Raw genomic sequence first — 24902 nt, 5'->3', positions numbered from 1 at the left:
CGGGCCTCGGCGAGGGCCCCGCTCCCGGCGACGACGCCGCCCGCCTCCGTGCGCTGCGGCGCGCCGTGCTCCTGGTGGGGAGGTCGACGACGACTAGGGCATGTCTGACAATCGTTTTGACCATGCGAGCACAGCATTCAGGACCACAGCGGCCCTGTAGATGATCGCGTACTTGTCATACCGGGTCGCCAGACCCCGCCACTGCTTCAGGTGAGCGTACTGACGCTCGATGACGTTGCGGCCCTTGTAGGCGTCCGCGTCGAGGCTGACGGGGCGCCCGCCGCGGGCACCGCGCCGTCTGCGGTGGCCCTGCTGGTCGGCCGGTTCGGGGATGACCGCTTTGATCCGGCGGGCGCGTAGGTGGGTGCGGATCGCCTTCGAGGAGTCCGCCTTGTCGCCCAGCACGGCCTCCGGGCGGGTGCGAGGCCGGCCTGCAGGCCGTGCCACACGCAGTTGCCCCAGTAGGGGCAGCAGCATCGGGGAGTCTCCTGCTTGGCCGGGGGTGATCAGGCTGACCAGCGGCAGCCTGGTCCCGTCCACAAGCTGATGGATCTTCGTGCTCAACCCGCCCCGGGAGCGCCCGATGCCGTGATCGGTCGGCTCTTCACGCGGATTCTTCTCTTCACGCGGATTCTTGTAGTTCGACCCAGCCCCCTGTGTGGCGGGTGATGTTCGTGGCGTGCTGGTGGGCGCGGGCGATCGTGGAGTCCACCGAGACCGACCAGTCGATCAGACCTTCGGCGTCAGCTGCGGCGGTCAGCGTGGCCAGCACCGTGTCCCAGGTGCCTTTTTCGGCCAGGCGCCGATGCCAGGTCCACACGGTCTGCCAGGGCCCGTAGACCTCGGGCAGATCCCTCCAAGCGATTCCGCACCGGTACCGGTAGATGATCGCCTCCACCATGGCGCGGGCATCGGCGAAGGCCTGCCGGCGCGGCCGGTCCGGGCTGGGAGCATCGGGGCGATCAGCTCCCATTGGGCATCGGAGAGGACCTGGAACCGGGACATGCCCCCAGGGTCTCAGCTGACCCGTGGATCCATTCTCAGACACGCCCTAGACCAACTTGCCGCCGCTCCGGTCAACTGGGCTGCCCCCGTTTCGTAGGTCCAGTCGTTATGAGAGTCGTCCTGTTGCCCGCGGTCGCGGGCAGGGAGACTGGTCAGATCATGACGAACAGCAGGAAGCGTCACACCCCGGAGCAGGTCGTCCGTAAGCTCGGGCAGGCCGACAGGATGCTCGCCGATGGTCAGGACGTCGCGGCGGTGTGCCGGGAGCTCGGGGTGTCCGAGCAGACGTACTACCGGTGGCGGAACCAGTACGGCGGCCTCAAGGCCGACGACGCAAAGCGCCTGAAGGAGCTGGAGAAGCAGAACGCGACCCTGAAGCGTCTGCTCGCGGAAGCGGAGCTGGAGAAGGCCGCGCTCAAGGAGCTGGCTGAGGGAAACTTCTAAGCCCGGACAGGCGCCGCGCCGCCGTCGATCACCTCAAGCGCAAGTTGCGGGTGAGCGAACGGATGGCGTGCCGTCTGGTCGGGCTGAGCCGCTCCGCGTACCGGCGACCGCTCAAGGGCGACACGGTCGCGGACCCGGATCGGGCGCTCAGGCAGTGGCTGCGCGCCTGGGCGAAGGACCATCCCCGCTACGGGTATCGGCGGGCGTATCACGACGCCCGCGCCGAGGGGTGGGTGGTGAACCACAAGAAGATCCAACGCCTGTGGCGTGACGAAGGGCTCCGGGTCCCGCAGCGGCGTCGACGCAAGCGCGTCGGGTCCTCGACCGTCGACGCGCCGACGGCGGACGCGCCGAACGTGGTGTGGGCGGTGGACTTCCAGTTCGACGCCGACGAGCACGGACGACCGATCAAGATCTGCTCGATCGTCGACGAACACACCCGGGAGTGCATCGGCGACCTCGTGGAGCGCTCGATTACCGCCGACCGACTCACCGCCCACCTCGAGGACCTCGTCGCCGCCCGGGGCGCCCCGGCGGTGCTCAGGTCGGACAACGGGCCGGAGTTCATCTGGGCTGCCCCCGTTTCGTAGGTCCAGTCGTTATGAGAGTCGTCCTGTTGCCCGCGGTCGCGGGCAGGGAGACTGGTCAGATCATGACGAACAGCAGGAAGCGTCACACCCCGGAGCAGGTCGTCCGTAAGCTCGGGCAGGCCGACAGGATGCTCGCCGATGGTCAGGACGTCGCGGCGGTGTGCCGGGAGCTCGGGGTGTCCGAGCAGACGTACTACCGGTGGCGGAACCAGTACGGCGGCCTCAAGGCCGACGACGCAAAGCGCCTGAAGGAGCTGGAGAAGCAGAACGCGACCCTGAAGCGTCTGCTCGCGGAAGCGGAGCTGGAGAAGGCCGCGCTCAAGGAGCTGGCTGAGGGAAACTTCTAAGCCCGGACAGGCGCCGCGCCGCCGTCGATCACCTCAAGCGCAAGTTGCGGGTGAGCGAACGGATGGCGTGCCGTCTGGTCGGGCTGAGCCGCTCCGCGTACCGGCGACCGCTCAAGGGCGACACGGTCGCGGACCCGGATCGGGCGCTCAGGCAGTGGCTGCGCGCCTGGGCGAAGGACCATCCCCGCTACGGGTATCGGCGGGCGTATCACGACGCCCGCGCCGAGGGGTGGGTGGTGAACCACAAGAAGATCCAACGCCTGTGGCGTGACGAAGGGCTCCGGGTCCCGCAGCGGCGTCGACGCAAGCGCGTCGGGTCCTCGACCGTCGACGCGCCGACGGCGGACGCGCCGAACGTGGTGTGGGCGGTGGACTTCCAGTTCGACGCCGACGAGCACGGACGACCGATCAAGATCTGCTCGATCGTCGACGAACACACCCGGGAGTGCATCGGCGACCTCGTGGAGCGCTCGATTACCGCCGACCGACTCACCGCCCACCTCGAGGACCTCGTCGCCGCCCGGGGCGCCCCGGCGGTGCTCAGGTCGGACAACGGGCCGGAGTTCATCAGCGAGGCGATGGCCGACTGGGCCGGCACCCGCACCGGCCTGTCCTACATCCCTCCGGGCTCGCCGTGGCGCAACGGGTACGTCGAGTCGTTCAACAGCCGGATCCGCGACGAGTGCCTCAACATCAACAGCTTCTACTCGCTGCTGCACGCACAGGTCATCATCGGCGACTGGAAGGACGAGTACAACCACCACCGCCGGCACTCCTCGCTCGGCTACCTAACCCCAGCCGAGTACGCTCGGCAGTGCACCCATCAAATGGAAACCGACGACTCACAGAACGTCCGGACCGAATGAAGGGGGCGGCTCACATCAGCGAGGCGATGGCCGACTGGGCCGGCACCCGCACCGGCCTGTCCTACATCCCTCCGGGCTCGCCGTGGCGCAACGGGTACGTCGAGTCGTTCAACAGCCGGATCCGCGACGAGTGCCTCAACATCAACAGCTTCTACTCGCTGCTGCACGCACAGGTCATCATCGGCGACTGGAAGGACGAGTACAACCACCACCGCCGGCACTCCTCGCTCGGCTACCTAACCCCAGCCGAGTACGCTCGGCAGTGCACCCATCAAATGGAAACCGACGACTCACAGAACGTCCGGACCGAATGAAGGGGGCGGCTCACAACGACTCTGGGGGCACGGTAGGCAGTGTCTACGAGTACGCGGCTCTCACCTACAAGCCCGCTCCACGCCCCGGCGAGAATCCCGCCGCAGTGACTGACGAGCATCTACGTCACGCAATCGAGCACGTCCAAGCCGACGCCTGACCCTAGGTGTATGAGGGCCAGACGTTGGTGACGCCAGCACGGAGCCGAGATGCTGGGGGATGTCCGCCCGCTCCACTATGGGGGCGGTGGTAGTTGTAGTGGATATTCCAGATTCCGATCGCGGTGTCGCGGGCTTCTTCGCTCTCGAACTCTCGGGCGTATAGCAGTTCCTCGGCCAGGATTCGCTGGTAGCGCTCCACCTTCCCGTTGTGTCGGGGCGTGTAGGGCCTGGTCTTCTGGTGTCGCGTGCGGTTGCCGACGATTCGAGCGAAGTCGGCCGAGCGGTAGCACGCACCGTTATCGGTGATGACGCGGTGGATGTGCGAGATCCCGTGAGCGGCGAACCAGGCCTTAGCTCGGGCGAGGAACGCTGCCGCCGTGGGTCCCTTCTCGTCGGTCAGCGGCTCGGTGTACGAGAGTCGGGAGAATCCGTCGACGGCGGAGTGCAGGTAGGTGTACCCCCGCTTCGCCCCAGCTGACTTCGCGCGACCCGCAGTCCTAGCCTGGTCGCTGTTGCGCCCATGAATGCGCCAGCCGCCACCGTCAGGGATTCGGCCGACCTTCTTCACGTCGAGGTGCACCATATGGCCGGGCCAGCGGGCGGTGATCTTCCCTGGCTTGCGATTGGTGTCGCCGCCAGGGTCGATGAACCGGCGTCGGCCAAGGCCGAGCCGGCTCAGGTGTCGGCTGACGGTACGCCGGTTGATCCTGACGTCCAGCTCGGCGAGCTCGTAGGCAATGCGCTGGGCGGACCACTTGTGCTCTCGCCGCCAGACCTCGATCTGTTGGATGACACAGGCGGCTGTCGCGGTACTGCTGTGGTGGGGCGTCGAAGCACGGTCTTGGAGCCCGGCTTCGCCATGGCGTCTCCACCGGTTGACCCACTTCGAAGCGCACGCGCGTGAGATGCCCATCTCGGCAGCTACGTGCGCGATCGGCCGGGTCAGGCACCGATTCACGAGCCGGCGTCGACCTTCAAGGCTCAACGGAGCATTAGCGTGCGTCACTTGGCAGCCTCCACATTCCGTACCCGCGGGGCGATCATGCGCAGCGTGGGCAGCATCACGAGGAGTGCGAGAGCGGTCAGCGCGGTCGCTGCCCACACGGGACCAAGGTTGCTCGAGCTCTCGAGCGCTACCGCTCCGAGCGCCGGACCAGCAGCGGCCCCGATGTTGAGAGCGGCAGTCGCGTAGGAACCACCCATGGTGGGCGCTTCCGATGCTGCGTAGAGCACTCGAGCGATCATGGTGCTTCCCACAGCGAATGCCAGCATTCCCAGCAGGAACACCAGGACGAGCAGCGGCACGGAGTGCCCAGCAAGCACCGCGAGCAACAGCCACCCAACTAACAGGAGCGGCGCGGCCACAACGAGGAGCGTTCGCGGGTGCTGGTCAGACAGTCGCCCGGCAATGCTGACTCCCATGAAGGACCCGATGCCGAACAACACCAGAGCCACCGGTACCCACACCTGGCCCAGACCCGCTGTCCCGGTCACGACCGGCGCGAGGAACGTAAACGCGGCGAAAGTCCCGCCATTGACCAGCGCAGCGAGCAGCATCGCCGTGAAAAGACGGGGCACGCGGAGCTGCGCCAACTCGAAGGCGAGAGACAGGCCATCGTTGGCTTCGTCCTGCGTGTCTCTCGGCTGTGGACGGATCCCGGTGAGGATGCCGATTGCAGCAGGAACGCACAGGAAGGCTACCGCCCAGAACGTGGCCCGCCATCCCAGCGCCGTGCCAAGTAGAGCCCCCGCGGGAACACCGGCGACCATGGCGATCGTGGTGCCCGAGAGGAGGATGGCAAGAGCGCGGCCCTTCCGGCTGGGGGCCACGAGGCGGGTCGCGGTGCTGAGTGCAACGGCCAGGAACCCGGCGTTAGCAACCGCAGCAACCACACGAGTTGCGAACAGCACGGAGAAGGTCTCGGCAGTGGCGGCGACGACGTGACAGGCAGCGAAGATGACCACGCACCCGAGCAAGGTGGTCCGGGCGGGCCACCGACGGGTGAGAGCTGCCATGGCGGGCGCACCGAGAATCATCCCGACCGCAAAGGCAGAGGTGAGTAACCCAGCTGTGCCGACAGAGACACCGACACTGGCGGCGATGTCTGGCACGAGGCCAGCAAGCATGAACTCAGATGTGCCCATGGCAAAGACAGCCAGGGCAAGCAGGTAGAGGGCGAAGGGCATGGAGGGCTCCGAGGAACGAGAACGAAAAGCGGGAAACGTCTCGTCACCACGGCCAGCGCCCAGGGAGCTGCCCAAGAGCCCGCTCAGCGCACAGGCGCAGGCGGCGGGTTAAGGACTCAGGAGGTCTGGGGGCTGACGGTGTGACCGAAAGCCCCCTGAGTGTCTGATTCAGGGCACGCCATGCTCCTCACCCTACCGACGCTCCCTCAACACTGCACATCCTTTGCGCGCGCCGCGGCATCGTCATCAACGTCCTGCCCCGCAACACCTAGGTACGAAAAGACCCCTACCCGCAATGGGTGGGGGTCTTTTTCGTCTCCGCCTCAGGGGCAGGCAAGAGGTGGGGAGGGGGTCAGCGGCGCTTACTGGCGCTCCGGTAGGCGCTCACCACGTCGGCGTGAATCCGGCCACGGTCCTTCACGTCGTAGCCGTTCTCCTTGGCCCAGGCGCGGATAGCGGCGGTTTCGCCCTTCGTGCCTGAGGAGGAGCCGGTAGACACGCGGCCCAGACGACGGGCCTTCTTGGTGAACTCTGAGAGCGCCTCCTCATAGTCGGCGACGATCTTCTCCAGACGGTCCGCGTTCTCATCGCCCAGATCGATCATGTATGCCTGATCCCGGACGTAGAACGTCACAGGCGTAGCCGGGGTGATCTTGTCCAGATCGTCGACGAGGGTCTTGATCTCAGCCAATGGGGGCTCCTTAGTAGGGGGCAGGATTGCTTTAGGGGGAGGCTATCACTAAATGGGCGTCCTGGCGGTCTGTCTAGGTAACAGACCGATTGAAGGAGGCGACATGCCGAGTATGGAGATAGGCCCTGATGGGTCCATGAGACGGGCACAACGTCGGACGTTCGACGGCGCTTGGAAGGCTAAGCGGGCGCGCATCCTCAAAGACCAGAGTCATTGCTACATCTGCGGCTCTGCGGTGGATACGTCTGTACCTGGCACTGATCCTCATGGGCCGAGTGTGGATCACCTGATCCCGGTCTCTCAGGGAGGAACGGACGATCCCGAGAACCTCATCTTGACCCATCTCGCGTGCAACATGCGGCGCGGCACGAAGGACATTGATGAGGTTCGGCACACGCCGCAATCGCGTGTGTGGTGAGCGATGCCATCCGATCAGGCGTGAGGCACATGAAGAGCGCGTTGGGTGAACCTCAGAAGCCCTAGAAGCCTCTGTAAGCGCCTCTAACGTCTTAGAGGTACATCTCACGCTCAGAGAGGCTCTCAGGGCTTCTGGGGGGCCTTTTTAGGCCGTAGGGGGTCAACCCCTCCCCCGAACTCCCAGGAAATGCCCAGGGTGTTCGGAAATATCTCCCCAGGAGAAAATTGACCGCTAAAAGACCCCGAATCCCCAGTCGCGTAGGGCCCACTCCTGCGCCTGGACGCTGTGCTGGTGAAATGCCTTGATGTCTTCCGCCCATTGCCCCCTAGCGTGGTCACCCGTGACCGCATCGGGCCTCAAGGGTGTGCCGGTTATCAAGTCACGGGCGTCGAACGTCATGCGCGTCAACTCACCTACCAGGGTACGAAACTCTCTCCCCGTATGGCCGAGGATCTCCCACTCCAATTCGCCAGACTCCGGCGCGGGCCGATCCGTCTTGCTGACTGCTACGCAGAGTTTACGCATGAGAGGCACCGCCTCTGAGATGCGGGACAACATCTGCTCCTCTTCCGAACCACGCTCAGCGGCCCGTAGAAGGATCTGCGACTCCGCCCGCATGGAGTCCAGGTGCGGGATGTTTTCATCGGCGGTCACGGGAGAGTAGCCGCCTTCACTGACAGGGGCCCGAAGCAGAGACAGTGCCCGAGAGATCGTGTCAAGTGAATCAACCGTGGGACGTAGGCGCGTCCACTCAAGAGACTCGGCGCTGAGAGCATTGGAGCGTTTCGCTTCCTCCACAGAATCAGCGGCCCGGAGTGCAGACTCCTCAGCGGCATCAGCTGATCTTTTTGAATGCTTGGTCGCCCGTATCGAAACAATTATTGCAATGACAGCGGCGCACGCACTAGCCCCTGAAAACAAATTCTGCAACACCGAAGCATCCATCACATTCTCGCTTTCGCTAGGAGTCGCCATGCCCGAAAAATCTACCGTCTCCGAAGCCGTCTCCTCCGGGGACCGCCGCACCGCCCTCGTTGCTCTCCGGGACGCACTGGCGGCGGACATCGACAACCCGGAGACCCTGCCGCGAGACCGCGCGGCCATCGTCAAGCAACTGCAATCCGTCCTCTCTCAGATAGAGGACATCACCGCCCCGGAGTCCGAGACCGTCACGCCTCTTGAGGCGGCACGACGACGACGGGAGACCCGCACAGCCTAAGTGAAGCGTCCTGGGTTTCGTTCCGTGGTTAGACGGTCGCGGGCGCGGTCGTCGGGGTGTGAGTGTAGGCCGCTTCGACGACGCCCCTCTGCTGACGACGGACACGGTCCGGGTGTGGCGGCGCTGATACCTGGTAGCCACGCCACCCCCGGTCTGTGACCGGGGGTTCTTCGTTGGGCCGCTAGATGTACTGACTGGAGACGTTGATCGGAGCCTGTACCCCTTGTAGAGATGCAGCGAAGATTTCACACGACGCGCGGCCAAGAGTTCACAAACATGGGCTGCCCCCGTTTCGTAGGTCCAGTCGTTATGAGAGTCGTCCTGTTGCCCGCGGTCGCGGGCAGGGAGACTGGTCAGATCATGACGAACAGCAGGAAGCGTCACACCCCGGAGCAGGTCGTCCGTAAGCTCGGGCAGGCCGACAGGATGCTCGCCGATGGTCAGGACGTCGCGGCGGTGTGCCGGGAGCTCGGGGTGTCCGAGCAGACGTACTACCGGTGGCGGAACCAGTACGGCGGCCTCAAGGCCGACGACGCAAAGCGCCTGAAGGAGCTGGAGAAGCAGAACGCGACCCTGAAGCGTCTGCTCGCGGAAGCGGAGCTGGAGAAGGCCGCGCTCAAGGAGCTGGCTGAGGGAAACTTCTAAGCCCGGACAGGCGCCGCGCCGCCGTCGATCACCTCAAGCGCAAGTTGCGGGTGAGCGAACGGATGGCGTGCCGTCTGGTCGGGCTGAGCCGCTCCGCGTACCGGCGACCGCTCAAGGGCGACACGGTCGCGGACCCGGATCGGGCGCTCAGGCAGTGGCTGCGCGCCTGGGCGAAGGACCATCCCCGCTACGGGTATCGGCGGGCGTATCACGACGCCCGCGCCGAGGGGTGGGTGGTGAACCACAAGAAGATCCAACGCCTGTGGCGTGACGAAGGGCTCCGGGTCCCGCAGCGGCGTCGACGCAAGCGCGTCGGGTCCTCGACCGTCGACGCGCCGACGGCGGACGCGCCGAACGTGGTGTGGGCGGTGGACTTCCAGTTCGACGCCGACGAGCACGGACGACCGATCAAGATCTGCTCGATCGTCGACGAACACACCCGGGAGTGCATCGGCGACCTCGTGGAGCGCTCGATTACCGCCGACCGACTCACCGCCCACCTCGAGGACCTCGTCGCCGCCCGGGGCGCCCCGGCGGTGCTCAGGTCGGACAACGGGCCGGAGTTCATCAGCGAGGCGATGGCCGACTGGGCCGGCACCCGCACCGGCCTGTCCTACATCCCTCCGGGCTCGCCGTGGCGCAACGGGTACGTCGAGTCGTTCAACAGCCGGATCCGCGACGAGTGCCTCAACATCAACAGCTTCTACTCGCTGCTGCACGCACAGGTCATCATCGGCGACTGGAAGGACGAGTACAACCACCACCGCCGGCACTCCTCGCTCGGCTACCTAACCCCAGCCGAGTACGCTCGGCAGTGCACCCATCAAATGGAAACCGACGACTCACAGAACGTCCGGACCGAATGAAGGGGGCGGCTCATCCCCGCCACAGTCGACACACCGAAAGCCGTTGCCCTGTGAGCGATGAAGCGCCCTGACGTCGTCGTCGGCATGCTGGAAGTCGACCGCGTTCCAGATGTGACCGGTGTGGATGCTCCCAGCTCGCTCCATGGCCCCCTCCTTCAGTACCTGGACACGGCCAAGATAGGACATGACAAAGACGGGTTTAGCGCCCCTGGAAGCAGAAGCAGCTGGCAGACGAGAGGTCACTATGAAGCTGATGGACTTCGAGCAGCTCAGCGAGCGTGCGGTGGAGTGGAACCTGAGCCGCGATCGAGCCCTCCGGGGGTTCCTTGGCCACCCACTTGTGGTGCGGCTGGGTTGGCCGGATGACGTGATAGAGCAGTGGCTGTTCGACCACGCAGGCCACGTGGCGTTCCACGTCGACTACGGACACATCAACCTCAACGAGATCACCTGGACCCTTGAGCGGCTCGACACGTCTCTTTTGCTCGAGGTGCGTACTGGGGCTTCCGAGGAGGGCGCCATCGAAGATTGGGCCGAATGCCACGAGCATGCGGTCCGTATCCGGGCTACCTCCGGCTCCCCGGCGCACATGGGCATCCGGGAGAAGTGGCACAAGGAGGGCACCTGGCTTCGGCCACCGCTGCTGATCGAGCGAGCCTTGGTCAGGGAGGGGCTTGCCGGGCTTCAGCTGGTCGAAGGCCGCACCCGCGTGGGCGTCCTGCGCGGACGCTATGCCGACAAACTCTTCGTGGCGGACACCCACCTGGCATGGGTGGGTCGGAGGAACTCAACGGGCTTCCCCTGACGGTCGACTGTCCTTGGCGGGGGCGGGTTGGGGGCGCAGTGCGCGGGGGACGCCTCCCCATGCGACGAGGTTGTTGTCGAGGAGCACCTGAACCTTGCGCTGGAGCTGGTCGTTGTCCCAACCCATGGCCGCCCCCAGCTCGTACCACCCGGGACCCTTCTTGTTCTCGATCCAGTAGCGGGCGACCCACAGGACCGCCTTGGCCTGTTCCGCCGGGGTGAACGTGTCGCCCGTCAGTTGTCACCTATCCGTGCAGCAGTCCCCTTGACGTCGCCGCTGGCCTCCCTTGCTGTAATCCGCAAATCAGTGTCGCCCGCGAACAGGGGCCTGCAGGGTGACGTGTCCCGCCACGCTGTTGATCTGCCGATAGACACCAAAACTGGTCAGGTGTCGCTTCTCCAGCTCGGCGTCGATGAGGACCCAGGCATCCCCGATGCTTTCTGGGAGAACGGCGAAGGTGACCGTTACGCCTTCCGGTGCTTCCGGCACGACGATCCTGCTGACTGCCTCAGAATCGGGGCGCGTCGTAGTCCCGGCTGAGACTGTGATCTGGTCGTCGTTCGTACCGTCGTACAGAAGCACGATCTCTTCATCGGTGTGCGGGAGGTCCCGGTGCAACTGGTTGACGGCGTGACCGATCTCCGTCTCGTCGAGGACAGCGGTGCTCAGCCCCCAGATATTTAGGCTGGGCAATGCGGTGATGGACAGATTCATGATGATCTCCATGGACTTGCTCTGGATGATGTCCAGCCGGTGCTGAACGTGGACCAGACGTGTTGAAGCCTCGGTGATCTGCCGCTGCAGGGCGTCTACCTGGTGAGTGAGGAGCACTTCCAGAGTGGACTGCTCGATCCGCGGATCGAGCAACTGCCCGATCTCGGCCAAGCCGAACCCGAGCGCGCGCAGTTCCATAATGGCTCGCACGCGCCCCAGCTGGCTGTCCTGGTAGCGCCGATATCCGGTCACTGGGTCGGTAGTAGCTGGGGTCAGCAACCCCTCGCCTTCCCAGTGCCGCAGCATGCGACGCGAGACACCCGTGCTATGCGCGATCTCTCCGATACTCAACATGTCGACCCCCACCAGACCGCATCACACAGTGTCAAGGTCAATGTTCCCAGAGAACGTCGTTCTACCAACGTCTCCGGTCAGTACAGCTAGCGACCATCCTTTAGCAACACGCCCTAAGTCGAACTGCGTATCTGCCGCTTCCAAGATCTGTGCCCACTCCCCGTGCGTTGGGTGGTGACCCATCCCGGCGACCTCGAACAGTGCGCTTGCCGGGGCGGCATCGGCGAGTCTGCGCCCCTGATCAGGTGGCGTCATGGTGTCTTCTGTTCCGACCACGACCAGCAGCGGATGGCTCAGCCGATCCGCGTGATTCAGCGGGGAAGAGTCCTGCCACTGCCGCGGCTGCAGGGTCTTTTCCAGATACCGACGGGCCCCGCCGAAAGCCGTGTCCCGCGCGAAGGAGCGCAGTTCAGCTGGGGCGTTGACCAGCACTACGCCGTCGAGGGCCCCGGCAGGCTGATCCGCCGCGGCCAGGGCTGCCATCAGCCCTCCCATGGAGAACCCCACCAGTACGATGCCTGCCACGTCCGGCTGCCTGCGGATCCAGGCCAGGACTCGTGAGATGTCGAGGGAGGCTCTGAGCCCGTAGTCGTCGACGCCGGTGGAACCGTGCCAGCCGCGCAGGGAGATGCTCACCGCGTGCCGTCCACGCTCGAGCACCTGGTGTGCGACCGGGGCCATGGTCGAAGCGTCCTCACCCCACCCGTGCAGCAACAGGATTGCTGGCGCCTGCCGGTCACGCCACCAGGCGTACCCGCCCAGCTGCACGTCCTCGAACTCCAGCAGCACCGGGACCGCGCCGGGAAGACGGGGCAACAGCGTGGCGCCGATTGGGTGAGGGGTCAGCGGGCTCTCCATGAACCCATGGCAGTCCCGTGGTGCGCGCACGTCAAGATCCCCAGTGGAGTGCTCGGGTGGCGAGCAGAGCATGAACCCCTGTCCGATGACACCGACTGTGTCAAGACCTCAGGCCCCCAAACCGGTATGCAGCATATTCGAGCGTTTGTGCAATCTTCGCTACATCTCGACATGGGGCGATCACGAACCCGTTCGTCAAGCTCCACTGCTCCATTGCGGGTATGCAGCATATTCGCGCGTTTGTGCAAACTTCGCTGCATCTCGACAGCTGTAGAGATGCAGCGAAGAGTTCATACGACACGCGGCGAACAGTTCCAAAATCGAGGAGGGACGCTGTGGTGTGAACGGTCAGCGCACCAGTCTCCACCTCCGGTATTTCGGTGGGTGGGCAGGTTGATGCGTCAGGCGGAGTCGGGGAGTCGGGTCTAACACGGCTTCGTCCTCGGAGGGTGGACGCTTGGGTGTGTGCTCCTACACCGTCAACGACCACTCACACCCGGCATCGAGGTAGTGGTCTCGAGACGCTGGATGCGCCGGTTGGGACTGCTGAAGGTTCGGCCGACGACGTATCGCTCGGGTACTTCGTCCTCCTCATCCCCGGCTTCCTGCTCTGGGTCCTCTACGGACTGCCCCGACATGACTGGCCGCTCGTCATCCCGAACACCGTCGCCACAGCCGTGGCGCTCGTGATCATCGCCGTCGCCGCGCGACTCAAGCGCAACAGCGCGAGAAGTGCTGAGGTCCGACGAAGCGGCGGTACACGCTAGACGACGTGGCCAGGTATGCGCGAGAGCCGGCGACCCTGACCGAGTGCGGCAACGACGCCCTCACCACGGACGAACTTCAGCCGGCGAGGGTGACTCCGACGTAGGCGATGATGGCGACGAGGATGGTGGAGAGCGCGGCCAGGGCGAAGGGCTTGAGGCCCACCTTGACGAGGTTGCGAATCTTGACGCCGCAACCGAGTCCGAACATCGCAGCAGCCAGCAGACCGGTCTGCAGCAGCCCGCCGGTCGTCAGCACGACGCTCGGCAAAGGGACGAAGGAACGCAGAAGCACCATGGCGATGAACCCGATGATGAACAGAGGGACGATGGGCGGCAGCTTCGAACTCGACCTCTGTTGACCAGATTCGCCTGCCATGCGGCTGAGACGGCGCTGCCGGACGCTGAGGGTGGCCACGACCGGGGCGAGCAGCAGCACTCGGGCGAGTTTGACTATGACCGCGACCGTGAGCGCTCCGCCGCCGATGATGCCGCCGGCCGCGACGACCTGCGCGATCTCATGGATAGAACCCCCGGCCCACATCCCGGCCGTCTCGGAGCCCATGCCAAGCAAATTCGTGATTAGTGGGACGAGGGGAATCATCAGCGTTCCGAAGATCACCACGAGGGCGACCGCAGTGATGGTGTCTTCCTCAGCCTCGTCGTCCGGGTCGGTGACCCCTGCCGCGGCCGCCACAGCTGCCGCACCGCAGATGGAGAAACCGCAGGCGATGAGCAGCGAAAGCCCGGATGGAACCCGTAGCAGCCTCCCGAGGACAACGGTGCCGAGCAGTCCGCCGGCGACAATGCACACGACGACGACCAGCATCGGGGCCCCAAGGTCGAGGATGTCGGTCAGCACCAGCTGGAGTCCGAGGAAGACGATGCCAGCGCGCAGGAGCTTCTTCGCGGAGAAGTCGATACCGGCCGAGGCTGCCGCTGGCAGCCGGAAGACGTTGGCCACGAGTACGCCAAGCACGATCGCGATGATGAGCGGGCTGACTCCCGGCAGCAGCAGGCTAACCCCATACGATACTCCGGCCGCGCCGAGGCAGAGGACAAGACCGGGCAGGAGCGTGCCGACCCGGGCAAGCAGAGTGTGTTCCGGCCGGACGATCGTAACGTCCTGGTCATGAGTCATGCCTCCATCATTTCCTCGTACCGCTCGCGTGAGTAGAGGCAGATATCGTCCGGGGTACAAGTCACGCTTGTGAGTGGGAGGTGGAAGATGCACAACGAGCCCGACTTGGAGGCACTGCGAGCCTTGGCGCTCGTCGCGAAGGAAAGCAGCATGTCAGCGGCAAGCGCACAGCTGGGCGTGAGTCAGCAGGCGGTATCTCTGCGCATCCGGAAACTGGAAACAGATCTGCGCGTGCGACTGCTGGTGCGTTCCGCACGCGGTTCCCGGCTGACCCCGGCGGGCGAGCTGGTTGTCGGCTGGGGAACAACGCTGCTGACGGCGGCCGACGAGTTCTCGGATGCTGTCGATTCGCTCCGCACGGATCGCGGGAAGATGATGCGGATCGCCGCGAGCCTCACGATCGCAGAACACCTCCTGCCGGAATGGATCGCCCGGTGGCGCATCTCTCTCGGCGATGAGGGCCCGATCGTTCAGCTCACAGCCGCCAACAGCAGCACAGTCGTCAAGGCCATACGGGAGGGAACCGCAGACCTCGGGTTCATCGAGACCCCGACCGTTCCCGCCGACCTTAGGTCGGTCACCGTCGCTCACGACACCATCGAAGTCGTTGTGCAGCACGGTCACCGATGGGCGAAGACGGGCCGAGTGTCCGTTCGTGAACTAGCGGGCACTGGCTTGGTGCTCCGCGAGACCGGAAGTGGCACCCGACAGGCGTTCGAGAACGCCCTCGCCGATGCGGGCTTTCCTCTCGCAGCCGAGCCCGCGGCTGTGCTGTCGACCACGCTCGGCGTTCGCAGCGCGATTATGGCCGGCGTCGCCCCCGGCGCTCTGAGCTCCCTGGCTGTGTCCGAGGACACCCTCGCCGGTCGACTCGTGCGAGTACGGATCAACAATCTCCAGATCACCCGCCCGCTCACCGCCATCTGGGCCGGGACGACTCCGCCGCGTCACGTACGGGACTTCCTGGACGTCACCGGCTCATCCGAATCCAGGGTGTAGTCGGGGTCTGAACCCGCCGGTCTCGAGAGCGGCGGTACGGGCTGGAGGACAAGGCCACCGGCATGGGCTGGGAGCACGAGGACCCCCGCTTCGACGCCCGCGCCACGGGCTTCGCCAACGAACCACATCGTTTCGGCTACATCGTGGAGATCGACCCGGAGGATCCACGCTCCACATCGGTCAAGCACACCAGCTTGGGCCGCTTCAAGCACGAGGGGGCCAACGTCATCGTCGCCGACGATGGGCACGTCGTGGCCTACATGGGAGACGACGAACGGTTCGACTACCTGTACAAATTCGTCTCCAAAGACATCTACCGCAAAAACGACCGCCGCCACAACATGACCTTGCTGAACGAGGGCGACCTGTATGTGGCACGGTTCTCCGGTACGTCGGACGGGGAGATCGACGGGTCCGGCCGGGTCCCCGCGGACGGCACCTTCGACGGATCGGGCCGCTGGATCCCCCTGGTGCAAGGCGGCAGGAGCACGGTCGAGGGCATGGCCGTCGACCAGGTGCTCGTTTTCACCCGCCTGGCCGCCGACCGGGTGGGTGCCACCAAGATGGACCGCTGCGAAGACGTCGAGCCTAGCCCGGGCAGCGGGAAGATCTACGTGGCCTGTACCAACAACTCCCAGCGTGGCGTCGACGGCCAGGCAACGGCGGACGAGGCCAATCCACGCACCGAGAACCGCGACGGACACATCGTGGAGATCACCGAGCACCGCGGCGACCACACCTCCACGCGATTCACCTGGGACCTGCTCATGCTCTGCGGCGACCCGTCCCAGGGAGACGCCACCTATTTCGGCGGCTTCCCCGTGGACCAGGTCTCACCGATTTCCTGCCCGGACAACCTGGCGTTCGACACCGACGGCAACCTCTGGATCTCCACCGATGGAGCCCCGGATGGCATCGGCTACAACGACGGCCTGTTCAAGGTCGCCGTCGAGGGCCGCAATCGCGGCCAGGTGGCACAGTTCCTTTCGGTTCCCCGGGATGCCGAGACCTGCGGGCCGGTCATCCACGACGACGAAGCGATGGTCTTCGTGGCCGTCCAGCACCCCGGTGAGGAGGGTTCCTACACGGATATCCGCTCCGCGTTCCCCGACTACGTTCCCTCCGAGGCCCGCCCGGGCGACGGCGAAGTGCGCGGGCCCCGGCCCTCGATCGTCCAGGTCTACCGAACGTAAATGCGCGCCGACGTGGCCGTGAAGCACCATGCACATAGGCTGGGGCCATGTCTCTCGAATTCAGGACCTCCGAGGAATCGCCAGATGTCACCCGGGTCGTGGCCACCCACCTCCCCACGCGGCATGGGGACTTCGCCCTGCTGGGCTACCGGGATGGCCGCGGCACGGATCATGTGGCCCTCACCTTGGGCGACGTGGCGGCAGACGACGGCGAGCTCCCATTGGTGAGATTGCATTCCGAATGCCTCACCGGCGACGCCCTGGGATCCTACCGGTGCGATTGCGGCGAGCAGCTGGACGCAGCCCTGCAGGCCATCGGCGCTGCGGGGCGCGGGGTGCTCATCTACATTCGCGGCCATGAGGGACGCGGCATCGGGCTCCTGGACAAGCTGAGGGCCTACGCCCTCCAGGACTCCGGCATCGACACCGTGGACGCGAACACGCATTTGGGTTTGCCGGCCGACGCCCGCGATTACGATCAGAGCGCGCAGATACTGCGTGAACTGGGGGTCGGGAAGATCCGGTTGCTCTCCTCGAACCCCGCGAAACAGGAAGCCCTGGAAGCATTGGGCATCCACGTCGAGGCACGGGTGCGGTTGAACGTTGCCGACCGGCCGGAGAACTCGCGGTATCTCTCGACGAAGCGGGCCCGGATGCGCCATGACCTGCCGCCCGAACGCAACGCGTGGGACCTGCTGGCCGGCGCTCGGGTGCCAACAGGTCCCCTGACCCCGCAGGAAGAGGCCCTCGTGCTGCGCTACGGTCCGCTGGTCGAAGCCGGACCCCGCCTCGTGATCGGGCAGCTGGGTCAAAGCCTTGACGGATTCATCGCCTCGCGCACCGGCGATGCCTGCTTCGTCACCGGGGAAGCGGACCGGGAGCACTTGCACCGGTTGCGGGCTCTGGTTGATGCAGTGCTGGTCGGCGCCCAGACCGTGGCGGCAGATGACTGCCAGCTCACGGTCCGTGCGGTCAACGGCGCTGACCCCGCGCGCGTCGTCGTCGATCCACATGCGCGCATCCCGCTGACGGCCAAGGTCCTCACCGACCCACGGAGCCGGACATTGTGGCTGGTCGGCTCCGACGCGTCGGTGCCCGCATCGCTGGCCCCCCATGTGAGCGTGCACCGGCTGGAGACCTCGACGGGCTTCGAACCGGCCGCCATCCTCCAATACCTGGCTGATCAAGGTTTGGGCCGCGTGCTCATCGAAGGCGGCGGCCTGACCGTGTCCGGGTTCCTGCATGCCGGCGTCCTGGACCGCCTCTACCTGACCAGCGCACCGCTATTGGTGGGAGACGGGGTCCCCGGGATTCGTTTCGACGGGGCCGACGCTCTTTCCGGAGCCCTCTCCGCCCCCGTGCGCCGCTTCGTCCTGGGCGATGACGTGTGCACCGAGTTCGATTTCTCCGCCGCCAAGCCGGCGTCGCCGGCTGCCCTGCACCGTGCGGACCAGGAGAACCAGCCCACCGGGCAGGACTGACACCAGCGCCAGGATTCCGTAGGCGACCGACACTTCCACGCCCTGCTGCGCCGCATGGCCCCAGGCCATGAACCCCAACGCCGCGGCGCCTTCACGAGGCCCCCATCCGGCCACGTTGAGCGGAATGGACATTCCGGCCAGGGTGACCGCTGCCAGGTAGGGGATCTGCGCCGGCGGCAGGTCGGGAGACACGGCAAGGCAAGCCAGCAGGAACAATCCGGCGAACGAGCACCAGCCGACAGCCGATAGCCCCCACACCAGCCCGATGTCCCGTACTCCGAGGCGCCGCAACCACGGCCAGGCCGCCGTCGCTGCGACAGCGGCCACGAGCAGGCCAAGCCCACCCAGGCCGGGGCGAACGGCCAGCAGTGCGAAACCTGCGGCGAGGAAGACCACCGAGGTGCCCGCCAACCGCTCGGCGGCCACGACGCCGAGACTGCGCTTGACCATGTCGCGTCGCCGGCCGGCGCCGACGGGGCGCTGTTCGGCTGCCCGGACGACATCTCCCGCCAGCCCCCCAGGCAGGACCGAGTTGATGAACGCGGCCTGCCAGCACCGCTCGGCGGCCGCGCGCCATCCCAATTCGATGCCATGCCTCCGGGCAATCAGCCTCCACCGTTGGGCCTGCACCAGCACACCGATGGAACCCAGGACCAGGGCTCCGACGACTCCCGGCCAGGTGAGGACGCGAACAGCCGCGACAAAGGGGCCCGTGCCGAAGAGCAGGACCACCCATCCGAGGATTCCCGCGGCGACGGCGACTTGCAGCAGGGCCAGGAGCAGTGCCCTGCGGTTCATGGCGCGTGGCCGATCATCCTGGCGGCAGGCAGAGGAGCTCGCGGTGGCGCACCTCCACGTGCAGCCTGCCCTCGTCCGATTGCCCCAAGTGCTCGGCCAACCAGGAATCCACGACGTCCCCCATGTCCGGCGCGCCTTCGATGACGGCCTGCGCCCGGTCGTGCAGGTAGCGGCGCAGCAGTACGTCATCGGCGGGGCCCAGCTTCCAGGGCGATTCCGCGACCTCCACACGCATGCCATCGGCACGGAGCCGGCCGGCGGCATACCCGACGGCGTCGGGCCCGGCCAGCGACCCGCGTCGTTGGTGCTGGTTGAAGGCCCGGGTGATCTGGGCGTCCGCCCAGTGGCCGGGATCCAGGACCACGTCGCCGGTGACGCTGAGGCTGAGCAGGGCCGGCATGCGCCGCTCGGCCAGAAAATCGCAGAAACCGGCTAGCTGGTCCATGGTGAGCAAATCAAGCACCGCCGAGCAAGTGATCAGGCACCGGTCCTGCTCCGCCTCGTCCAGGCTCCCGAGATCCTCGATCCCGGCAGTGACCCGCCTGACGTGTCGCACCCGCGCATCCTGCAGCTGGGAGGGGACGAGTTCCAGCAGGTCCGCGTCGTGGTCCAGCAGCGTCCAGTGCTGGCTGAACCGCAGGCGCGGTGCCAGCCAGGCCGGGTTGGCACCGGTGCCGGCGCCGACGTCGATGACGTCCACGGGGCTGTCTGCGCCGGTTTCCGTGAAGTGTTCGGCGAGCGCATCGAGCAGGGGGGCTGAGCCGGCGCGTGCCCGTTCGTCGGCAGGGCGCCTCAGGTCCAGCCAATCACTGGAGATCGGGCGTTCGGGTCGTTTCACGGCGTGAGGATCCGCAGCATCAGGTCTGCCGAGTCGTCCCATGTGGGCAGCATACCGCGCGCACCCTCGGCCGACCGGCGCCAAGCCGCCCGTTGCGCGGGATCGCTCAGCCAACCACGCAGTACCTCCTCCAGTGCGGCGGTGTCATCAGGGGCCACTGCAATTCCGGGAGGTGCGTGTGGGCCAAGGGCGAGCGCCTCTTCCGCTCCGGTGCCGGCACCGACGATCGCGGGGATGCCTCGGGCCACGGCCTCCGTCACGACCATTCCGAAGGTCTCCGCCCGGGAGACGAGAAGCAACAGGTCGCTCGCGGACCAGATGCGCTCTAGTCCCGGACCGGTCCGGGAACCGAGGACCTGGACCCGGCCGGGAGGGAAGGCGGCCTCGGCGAATAATCGCACGCGCTGGGCGTAGTCGGGATCGGCGGCATCGGGGCCGACCAGCAGTGCCTGCCAGTCCAGTTCGGTGAGTGCCGCCAGGGCCCGCAGGATGGCCAGTTGGTTCTTGCGCGGCGTGACCGATGCCAGCAGCAGCAGCTGGGGCGGGGCGCTCCCGACGGCCAGCGGGGCCTGATCGGTGCCGGGGGACACCACACGGGTCGGGAGCGGGCCGTAACGGTTCACGACGTCTCGTGCGGCCCAGTTACTCGTGCAGATCACGGTGTGTGCCGACTGCAGGGCCCGTCGTTCCAGGGCTGCCGCCCGCCCGCTGCCATCGGGCGGCACGGCGCCATCAACGAGCAGCGACAGGTGGAAGAGGACGTGCACCCGCGTTCCCGACGCGGCGGCGGCCTGGATCTCGTCGGGGGCCGACGACGCGATCAGGCCGTCAACGACCACTTGCTCCCGGCCTGCCAAGGCCGCGCGGAGCCGTTCAAGGTCCCGCGCCTCGGGCCGGGGCCACGGGCCGGGGACCCCGCAGACGGACACGGAGCACCCCGCGGCCTCGAGGGCTCGGATTAGCGCCTTGTTGTAGCGGCTTCCGCCGCTAGGACCAGGCAGCCCCGTCGGGATGATGAACGTCGTTGCCAGCGGTTCATGCGAAGTCGACATCATGCGCTGCCCACGCATCGGGATGCTCCCGCAGCAAGACTTCCATTCCGGCGAACTCCGTGGTGTCGAAGTGGCGGCGCAGCTCATCGCTGATGTGCCCGGCGATGGCTTCAGTGGTGCTCAGCCGACCGGCGAAGGCAGGGTGTTCATCCAGGTTTGTGTAGCGCAAGGGCTCGAGCACCTCGGAAAGCATGGATGTTGCGGCCCCTATATCCATGACGACGGACTGTGGACCGAGCTCCCTGCGGCGCCAGGTCACCTCCACCACCAGGGTCGCACCATGAAGGGCCTGGGCAGGGCCGAAGAACGGGTCAGGAAGGCTATGCGCGATCATGACGTGGTCGCGGACGGTCAATCGATACATGTTCCGAGCCTAACCACGCGGGCCGGGATCGGGATAGCGGATGGCCCGGCAAAGCGTCGGCAACTCCCCCTGTGCGAGGCCGGCGATGGCACCGGGCAAGTCCGCGAAGCCGGACTCCCCACTGATCAGGGCATCGAACACCGGGTCCTGGAGCATGTGCATGACCAGGTCCATGCGCGCGGCGTGGGTCCGCCGGTAACGGCGGGCACGACCGATGGTGGAGACCTGGCTGGCGGTGATCCGCAGCCGGCGAGCGTGGAAGCTGGTGCCGAGGGGGACTGCCGGAACATGGGAGCCGAACCACGAAAGTTCGACGAGCTCTCCCTCGTCGCCCAGTCGTTCCAGCCCCTGGGCCAGCCCCGCTTCGGTGGTGGAGGCGTGGTAGATGATGTCGCATTCTGCCTGCAATGCCTCCGGTTCCACGGCCTCGATGCCCATGGCCCGGGCCATGTCCCGCTTCACCGGATCTGTGTCGACCAGCTGAAGTCGGCCCAGGGGGAAGCGGCTCAGCAACACAGCCAGCGAAGCACCGATCATCCCGCCACCGATGACCGCGATACGGTCGCCGATGCACGGTGGGGCATCCCACAGCGCGTTCAATGCCGTTTCCACGGGCCCGGCCAGGACGGCACGCCTGCTGGGGACGTCGTCGGGGATCACCGTCAACGCGTCGACGGGGACAACGTACCGGTCCTGGTGGGGATACAGGCAGAAAGTCCGACGTCCGAGAAGATCGTCCGGCCCCTGTTCGACGACCCCGACGGAGAGGTATCCGTACTTCACCGGAAAGGGAAACTCCCCCTCTTGGAACGGGGCGCGCATCCGTCCGGCGACCTCCGGAGGCACTTCTCCGCGGTACACCAGCATCTCGGTCCCCCGGCTCACCCCGGAGTAGAGGCTGCGCACCAGCGCTTCTCCCACCCCCGGAGGCCGCAGCCGGGCGCGTCGGAATTCCCCGGCGCCGGGTGCCGTTGTCCAATAGGCGGTGCTGTCCATCGACTGCGGTGAATCCATGCTCCGATTATGCCCGGATACCGGACGGCTCCGGCCCCGGACGCACCCGCGAGGCCTGGGGCGGGCTGGGCGTCGGTAGACTCGCCAGGAGATACCCCCGATCACCGAGGAATCCGATGCGCCATCCGACGACGCCGTTCCGGCGACAGGCGATGGTCGATGTACTCTGCACCGTCGTGGGCTCCGTGGGGCTGGGCGTCACGCTCGTCCACTTCGGCAAGACGTCTGCCTGGGGCAGCGTCGCCGCCATCGCCAGCGGCTTGACCCTGGTCTCGGTCGCCGTGGTGACCATGGTGCGGCGCAACCCCCTGTTCTCCACCCTGGCCGACCGTGTCACCCTAAGCCGGGCGGTGCTCGGCGGCGGTTGCGCGACGATCGTCATGCTGGCCGCCCTCGACACGGCTCCGCATCGTTCCTGGTGGCTGGTCCTGTTGGCGGCACCCGCCGTCCTGCTGGACGCCGTCGACGGCAGGGTGGCCCGGCACACCGGCACCGCCTCGGCCCAGGGGTCGCGTCTGGACATGGAAACCGACGCCGCCTTGCTGCTAGTGCTCACGGTGCCCCTGGCCTTCACCATCGGCCCCTGGGTCCTGGCCATCGGCCTGATGCGATATGCCTTCGTCGTCCTGTCGTGGTTCCGGCCCGCATGGCGGGAGCCCCTGGATTTCAGCCAATTCCGCCGGGTCGTCGCAGCGATACAGGCGGTGGTCCTGGTGGTGGCGCTGGTCCCCGTGGTTCCCCTCACGGGAGCCTGCATCATCCTGGCACTCAGCTTGGCGTTGCTGCTCACGTCCTTCCTGCGCGACATCATCACCCTGGAACGCGGGACATCCTCGCGCGGGGACCGTGAGCCGACCCGGGTCGGGAGGACCTGCTCCTCCCACGCCGACCTGTCGGATGGTTAGCGCAGCACTTGCCCGAAGGCGTGCCGGCGAATCCAGGCATGCATGGCAATGGGGCTCTTCCCAGATGAGGGTGTAGCGCACGTCGCGCGGCGGGCCGGCGCGTCGGTGGCCGGATAGAGGTCGAGGTCTCCCGAGGATGAGAGCTCCTACACACTCAGCCCGAAAGACCTCGACGTGCACGACGCTACCGTCGGCGGGCGCGCTGATGCGTTCGCCAGCCCCGACCTGACTGCCTTCTGCCGCCTCGACGAACTCGGCCTCGTTGTCACCGGGCAGCGACTCGAGCCGGATCGTGCCGTATTGGCCTGTCAGGTGGTCGAGCCCGACCAGTGGTGCCGGCGCTGCGGCTGCGAAGGGAGACCACGTGACACCGTGGTCCGACGGCTTGCCCACGAACCACTGGGCTGGCGGCCCACGACGCTGGAGGTCGTCGTGCGCCGTTACCGCTGCAGCGGCTGCGGGTATGTGTGGCGCCAGGACACCACCGCCGCGGCCGAGCCCCGGGCCAAGTTGTCTCGGCGCGCTCTGCGGTGGGCGCTGGAAGGGATCGTGGTCCAGCACCTGACCGTGGCTCGGGTCGCCGAGGGGCTCGGGGTGGCCTGGGACACCGCCAACGACGCCGTTCTGGCCGAGGGCAAGCGGGTGCTGATCGACGAGGAGCACCGCTTCGAGGGGGTGAAGGTCGTCGGGGTCGATGAGCACGTGTGGAGGCACACCCGTCGCGGCGACAGGTACGTCACCGTGATCATCGACCTCACCCCAGTGCGAGATGGCACCGGCCCGGCACGGCTGCTGGACATGGTCGAAGGACGCTCCAAGCAGGCGTTCAAGACCTGGCTGGCCGACCGCCCGCAGGACTGGCGCGACGGCGTGGAGGTGGTCGCGATGGACGGCTTCACCGGGTTCAAGACCGCCGCCGTCGAGGAACTGCCCGACGTGGTGACCGTGCTAGGGCATGTCTGACAATCGTTTTGACCATGCGAGCACAGCATTCAGGACCACAGCGGCCCTGTAGATGATCGCGTACTTGTCATACCGGGTCGCCAGACCCCGCCACTGCTTCAGGTGAGCGTACTGACGCTCGATGACGTTGCGGCCCTTGTAGGCGTCCGCGTCGAGGCTGACGGGGCGCCCGCCGCGGGCACCGCGCCGTCTGCGGTGGCCCTGCTGGTCGGCCGGTTCGGGGATGACCGCTTTGATCCGGCGGGCGCGTAGGTGGGTGCGGATCGCCTTCGAGGAGTCCGCCTTGTCGCCCAGCACGGCCTCCGGGCGGGTGCGAGGCCGGCCTGCAGGCCGTGCCACACGCAGTTGCCCCAGTAGGGGCAGCAGCATCGGGGAGTCTCCTGCTTGGCCGGGGGTGATCAGGCTGACCAGCGGCAGCCTGGTCCCGTCCACAAGCTGATGGATCTTCGTGCTCAACCCGCCCCGGGAGCGCCCGATGCCGTGATCGGTCGGCTCTTCACGCGGATTCTTCTCTTCACGCGGATTCTTGTAGTTCGACCCAGCCCCCTGTGTGGCGGGTGATGTTCGTGGCGTGCTGGTGGGCGCGGGCGATCGTGGAGTCCACCGAGACCGACCAGTCGATCAGACCTTCGGCGTCAGCTGCGGCGGTCAGCGTGGCCAGCACCGTGTCCCAGGTGCCTTTTTCGGCCAGGCGCCGATGCCAGGTCCACACGGTCTGCCAGGGCCCGTAGACCTCGGGCAGATCCCTCCAAGCGATTCCGCACCGGTACCGGTAGATGATCGCCTCCACCATGGCGCGGGCGTCGGCGAACGGCCTGCCGGCGCGGCCGGTCCGGGTCGGGAGCATCGGGGCGATCAGCTCCCATTGGGCGTCGGAGAGCATCTGGAACCGGGACATGTCCCCAGGG

The 24902-nt window shown here is 66.5% G+C and carries 20 protein-coding genes and 6 pseudogenes; 12 read left to right on the top strand and 14 right to left on the bottom strand.

Going from position 1 to position 24902, the window contains the following annotated elements:
- Positions 1-93: 93 nt before the first annotated feature.
- A pseudogene (locus HDA33_RS06580) lies at positions 94-1005 on the bottom strand (IS5 family transposase).
- Between the two features lie 159 nt (positions 1006-1164).
- Between HDA33_RS06580 and HDA33_RS06575 the strand changes: the two are divergent.
- The 3 genes and pseudogenes from HDA33_RS06575 to HDA33_RS06565 all read left to right on the top strand — a co-directional run.
- Positions 1165-2018, top strand: a pseudogene (locus HDA33_RS06575) (IS3 family transposase); the annotation flags it as partial.
- 83 nt (positions 2019-2101) lie between these two features.
- Positions 2102-3252 (top strand): IS3 family transposase gene (locus tag HDA33_RS06570; protein ID WP_184171058.1). Its coding sequence is split into 2 segments (ribosomal slippage): positions 2102-2372 and positions 2372-3252, totalling 1152 coding nucleotides; the frame shifts between segments, so codons are not numbered across the junction.
- A 2-nt stretch (positions 3253-3254) separates the two neighbouring features.
- Positions 3255-3566: pseudogene (locus HDA33_RS06565) on the top strand (integrase core domain-containing protein); the annotation flags it as partial.
- A gap of 160 nt (positions 3567-3726) precedes the next feature.
- On the opposite strand, the gene HDA33_RS06560 reads toward HDA33_RS06565, so the two are convergent.
- From HDA33_RS06560 to HDA33_RS06550, 3 genes are all read right to left on the bottom strand, one after another.
- On the bottom strand, positions 3727-4731 hold the full coding sequence (locus tag HDA33_RS06560; protein ID WP_184171981.1) for an IS481 family transposase: 1005 nt from the start codon (positions 4729-4731) through the stop codon (positions 3727-3729).
- Positions 4728-5912, bottom strand: a complete 1185-nt coding sequence (locus HDA33_RS06555) for a Cmx/CmrA family chloramphenicol efflux MFS transporter (protein ID WP_015780278.1) — start codon at positions 5910-5912, stop codon at positions 4728-4730. Before HDA33_RS06555 ends, HDA33_RS06560 begins: the two co-directional genes overlap by 4 nt.
- A 352-nt stretch (positions 5913-6264) precedes the next feature.
- Positions 6265-6603, bottom strand: coding sequence for a histone-like nucleoid-structuring protein Lsr2 (locus HDA33_RS06550; protein ID WP_031943884.1), 339 nt, complete (start codon positions 6601-6603; stop codon positions 6265-6267).
- Positions 6604-6655: 52 nt separating this feature from the next.
- Here HDA33_RS06550 and HDA33_RS13085 point away from each other — a divergent pair, with 52 nt between their 5' ends.
- A complete protein-coding gene (locus HDA33_RS13085; protein WP_080695891.1) occupies positions 6656-7021 on the top strand; it encodes an HNH endonuclease in 366 nt (121 codons plus the stop codon).
- A gap of 231 nt (positions 7022-7252) precedes the next feature.
- Here the strand turns inward: HDA33_RS13085 and HDA33_RS06540 are convergent, their stop codons facing one another.
- The gene (locus HDA33_RS06540; protein ID WP_184171978.1) at positions 7253-7675 is read right to left on the bottom strand and encodes a hypothetical protein; all 423 of its coding nucleotides are present in this window, start codon (positions 7673-7675) and stop codon (positions 7253-7255) included.
- 319 nt (positions 7676-7994) lie between these two features.
- Here HDA33_RS06540 and HDA33_RS06535 point away from each other — a divergent pair, with 319 nt between their 5' ends.
- The 3 genes from HDA33_RS06535 to HDA33_RS06525 all read left to right on the top strand — a co-directional run bounded on the left by HDA33_RS06535 (position 7995) and on the right by HDA33_RS06525 (position 10556).
- Positions 7995-8240, top strand: a complete 246-nt coding sequence (locus tag HDA33_RS06535; protein ID WP_031943887.1) for a hypothetical protein — start codon at positions 7995-7997, stop codon at positions 8238-8240.
- A gap of 360 nt (positions 8241-8600) precedes the next feature.
- Positions 8601-9751 (top strand): IS3 family transposase gene (locus HDA33_RS06530; protein WP_184171058.1). Its coding sequence is split into 2 segments (ribosomal slippage): positions 8601-8871 and positions 8871-9751, totalling 1152 coding nucleotides; the frame shifts between segments, so codons are not numbered across the junction.
- 253 nt (positions 9752-10004) lie between these two features.
- Positions 10005-10556, top strand: coding sequence for a hypothetical protein (locus tag HDA33_RS06525; RefSeq protein ID WP_184171976.1), 552 nt, complete (start codon positions 10005-10007; stop codon positions 10554-10556).
- Between the two features lie 303 nt (positions 10557-10859).
- Here the strand turns inward: HDA33_RS06525 and HDA33_RS06520 are convergent, their stop codons facing one another.
- The 3 genes from HDA33_RS06520 to HDA33_RS06510 all read right to left on the bottom strand — a co-directional run bounded on the left by HDA33_RS06520 (position 10860) and on the right by HDA33_RS06510 (position 14387).
- Positions 10860-11636: a MerR family transcriptional regulator gene (locus HDA33_RS06520; protein ID WP_338104276.1), complete on the bottom strand. Its 777-nt coding sequence runs from the start codon at positions 11634-11636 to the stop codon at positions 10860-10862.
- Positions 11637-11645: 9 nt separating this feature from the next.
- Entirely contained in the window at positions 11646-12482 is an 837-nt protein-coding gene (locus tag HDA33_RS06515) for an alpha/beta hydrolase family protein (protein WP_184171973.1), read from the bottom strand.
- Positions 12483-13325: 843 nt separating this feature from the next.
- Positions 13326-14387, bottom strand: a complete 1062-nt coding sequence (locus HDA33_RS06510) for a YeiH family protein (RefSeq protein ID WP_184171971.1) — start codon at positions 14385-14387, stop codon at positions 13326-13328.
- A gap of 87 nt (positions 14388-14474) precedes the next feature.
- On the opposite strand from HDA33_RS06510, the gene HDA33_RS06505 reads away from it, so the two are divergent.
- The 3 genes and pseudogenes from HDA33_RS06505 to ribA all read left to right on the top strand — a co-directional run bounded on the left by HDA33_RS06505 (position 14475) and on the right by ribA (position 18060).
- Complete coding sequence (locus tag HDA33_RS06505; RefSeq protein ID WP_184171969.1) at positions 14475-15386, top strand: LysR family transcriptional regulator; 912 nt, start codon at positions 14475-14477, stop codon at positions 15384-15386.
- A gap of 26 nt (positions 15387-15412) precedes the next feature.
- A pseudogene (locus tag HDA33_RS06500) lies at positions 15413-16579 on the top strand (PhoX family protein); the annotation flags it as partial.
- Positions 16580-16626: 47 nt separating this feature from the next.
- Positions 16627-18060 (top strand): GTP cyclohydrolase II, encoded by a 1434-nt coding sequence (gene ribA, locus HDA33_RS12685; protein ID WP_020621497.1) that lies wholly within the window; start codon positions 16627-16629, stop codon positions 18058-18060.
- Positions 18061-18108: 48 nt separating this feature from the next.
- Here the strand turns inward: ribA and HDA33_RS06495 are convergent.
- The 5 genes and pseudogenes from HDA33_RS06495 to HDA33_RS06475 all read right to left on the bottom strand — a co-directional run.
- Positions 18109-18858, bottom strand: a pseudogene (locus tag HDA33_RS06495) (lysylphosphatidylglycerol synthase transmembrane domain-containing protein); the annotation flags it as partial.
- Between the two features lie 13 nt (positions 18859-18871).
- A complete protein-coding gene (locus HDA33_RS06490) occupies positions 18872-19696 on the bottom strand; it encodes a class I SAM-dependent methyltransferase (protein WP_184171967.1) in 825 nt (274 codons plus the stop codon).
- Positions 19693-20748: a glycosyltransferase family 4 protein gene (locus tag HDA33_RS06485; protein ID WP_063718538.1), complete on the bottom strand. Its 1056-nt coding sequence runs from the start codon at positions 20746-20748 to the stop codon at positions 19693-19695. The genes HDA33_RS06490 and HDA33_RS06485 overlap by 4 nt, the downstream gene beginning before the upstream one ends.
- Positions 20732-21112: a 6-pyruvoyl trahydropterin synthase family protein gene (locus HDA33_RS06480; RefSeq protein ID WP_020621494.1), complete on the bottom strand. Its 381-nt coding sequence runs from the start codon at positions 21110-21112 to the stop codon at positions 20732-20734. The genes HDA33_RS06485 and HDA33_RS06480 overlap by 17 nt, the downstream gene beginning before the upstream one ends.
- Before the next feature lie 9 nt (positions 21113-21121).
- A complete protein-coding gene (locus HDA33_RS06475; protein WP_063188800.1) occupies positions 21122-22126 on the bottom strand; it encodes a zinc-dependent alcohol dehydrogenase in 1005 nt (334 codons plus the stop codon).
- A 116-nt stretch (positions 22127-22242) separates the two neighbouring features.
- Between HDA33_RS06475 and HDA33_RS06470 the strand changes: the two genes are divergently transcribed.
- On the top strand, positions 22243-23031 hold the full coding sequence (locus tag HDA33_RS06470) for a CDP-alcohol phosphatidyltransferase family protein (RefSeq protein WP_020628162.1): 789 nt from the start codon (positions 22243-22245) through the stop codon (positions 23029-23031).
- A gap of 174 nt (positions 23032-23205) precedes the next feature.
- Positions 23206-23982, top strand: a pseudogene (locus HDA33_RS06465) (ISL3-like element ISPfr3 family transposase); the annotation flags it as partial.
- Here HDA33_RS06465 and HDA33_RS06460 read toward each other — a convergent pair.
- A protein-coding gene (locus HDA33_RS06460; RefSeq protein ID WP_184171965.1) for an IS5 family transposase occupies positions 23980-24892 on the bottom strand; the annotation gives its coding sequence in 2 pieces (ribosomal slippage) (positions 23980-24540 and positions 24542-24892; 912 coding nt in all). The pseudogene HDA33_RS06465 and the gene HDA33_RS06460 sit on opposite strands and share 3 nt — an antisense overlap.
- Between the last annotated feature and the right edge of the window lie 10 nt (positions 24893-24902).

This window comes from Micrococcus endophyticus (genome assembly GCF_014205115.1).
Taxonomy (GTDB): Bacteria; Actinomycetota; Actinomycetes; order Actinomycetales; family Micrococcaceae; genus Micrococcus; species Micrococcus endophyticus.
Note: the sequence above shows the minus strand (reverse complement) of the source record. Positions and strands in the feature narration are given on the sequence as shown.

Coding starts and splice junctions, on each gene's coding strand:
- HDA33_RS06555 (WP_015780278.1), bottom strand. CDS start 5,912: ATGCCCTTCGCCCTCTACCTGCTTGCCCTGGCTGTCTTTGCCATGGGC.
- HDA33_RS13085 (WP_080695891.1), top strand. CDS start 6,656: ATGGGCGTCCTGGCGGTCTGTCTAGGTAACAGACCGATTGAAGGAGGC.
- HDA33_RS06535 (WP_031943887.1), top strand. CDS start 7,995: ATGCCCGAAAAATCTACCGTCTCCGAAGCCGTCTCCTCCGGGGACCGC.
- HDA33_RS06525 (WP_184171976.1), top strand. CDS start 10,005: ATGGACTTCGAGCAGCTCAGCGAGCGTGCGGTGGAGTGGAACCTGAGC.
- HDA33_RS06515 (WP_184171973.1), bottom strand. CDS start 12,482: ATGGAGAGCCCGCTGACCCCTCACCCAATCGGCGCCACGCTGTTGCCC.
- HDA33_RS06510 (WP_184171971.1), bottom strand. CDS start 14,387: ATGACTCATGACCAGGACGTTACGATCGTCCGGCCGGAACACACTCTG.
- HDA33_RS06505 (WP_184171969.1), top strand. CDS start 14,475: ATGCACAACGAGCCCGACTTGGAGGCACTGCGAGCCTTGGCGCTCGTC.
- ribA (WP_020621497.1), top strand. CDS start 16,627: ATGTCTCTCGAATTCAGGACCTCCGAGGAATCGCCAGATGTCACCCGG.
- HDA33_RS06485 (WP_063718538.1), bottom strand. CDS start 20,748: ATGTCGACTTCGCATGAACCGCTGGCAACGACGTTCATCATCCCGACG.
- HDA33_RS06480 (WP_020621494.1), bottom strand. CDS start 21,112: ATGTATCGATTGACCGTCCGCGACCACGTCATGATCGCGCATAGCCTT.
- HDA33_RS06475 (WP_063188800.1), bottom strand. CDS start 22,126: ATGGATTCACCGCAGTCGATGGACAGCACCGCCTATTGGACAACGGCA.
- HDA33_RS06470 (WP_020628162.1), top strand. CDS start 22,243: ATGCGCCATCCGACGACGCCGTTCCGGCGACAGGCGATGGTCGATGTA.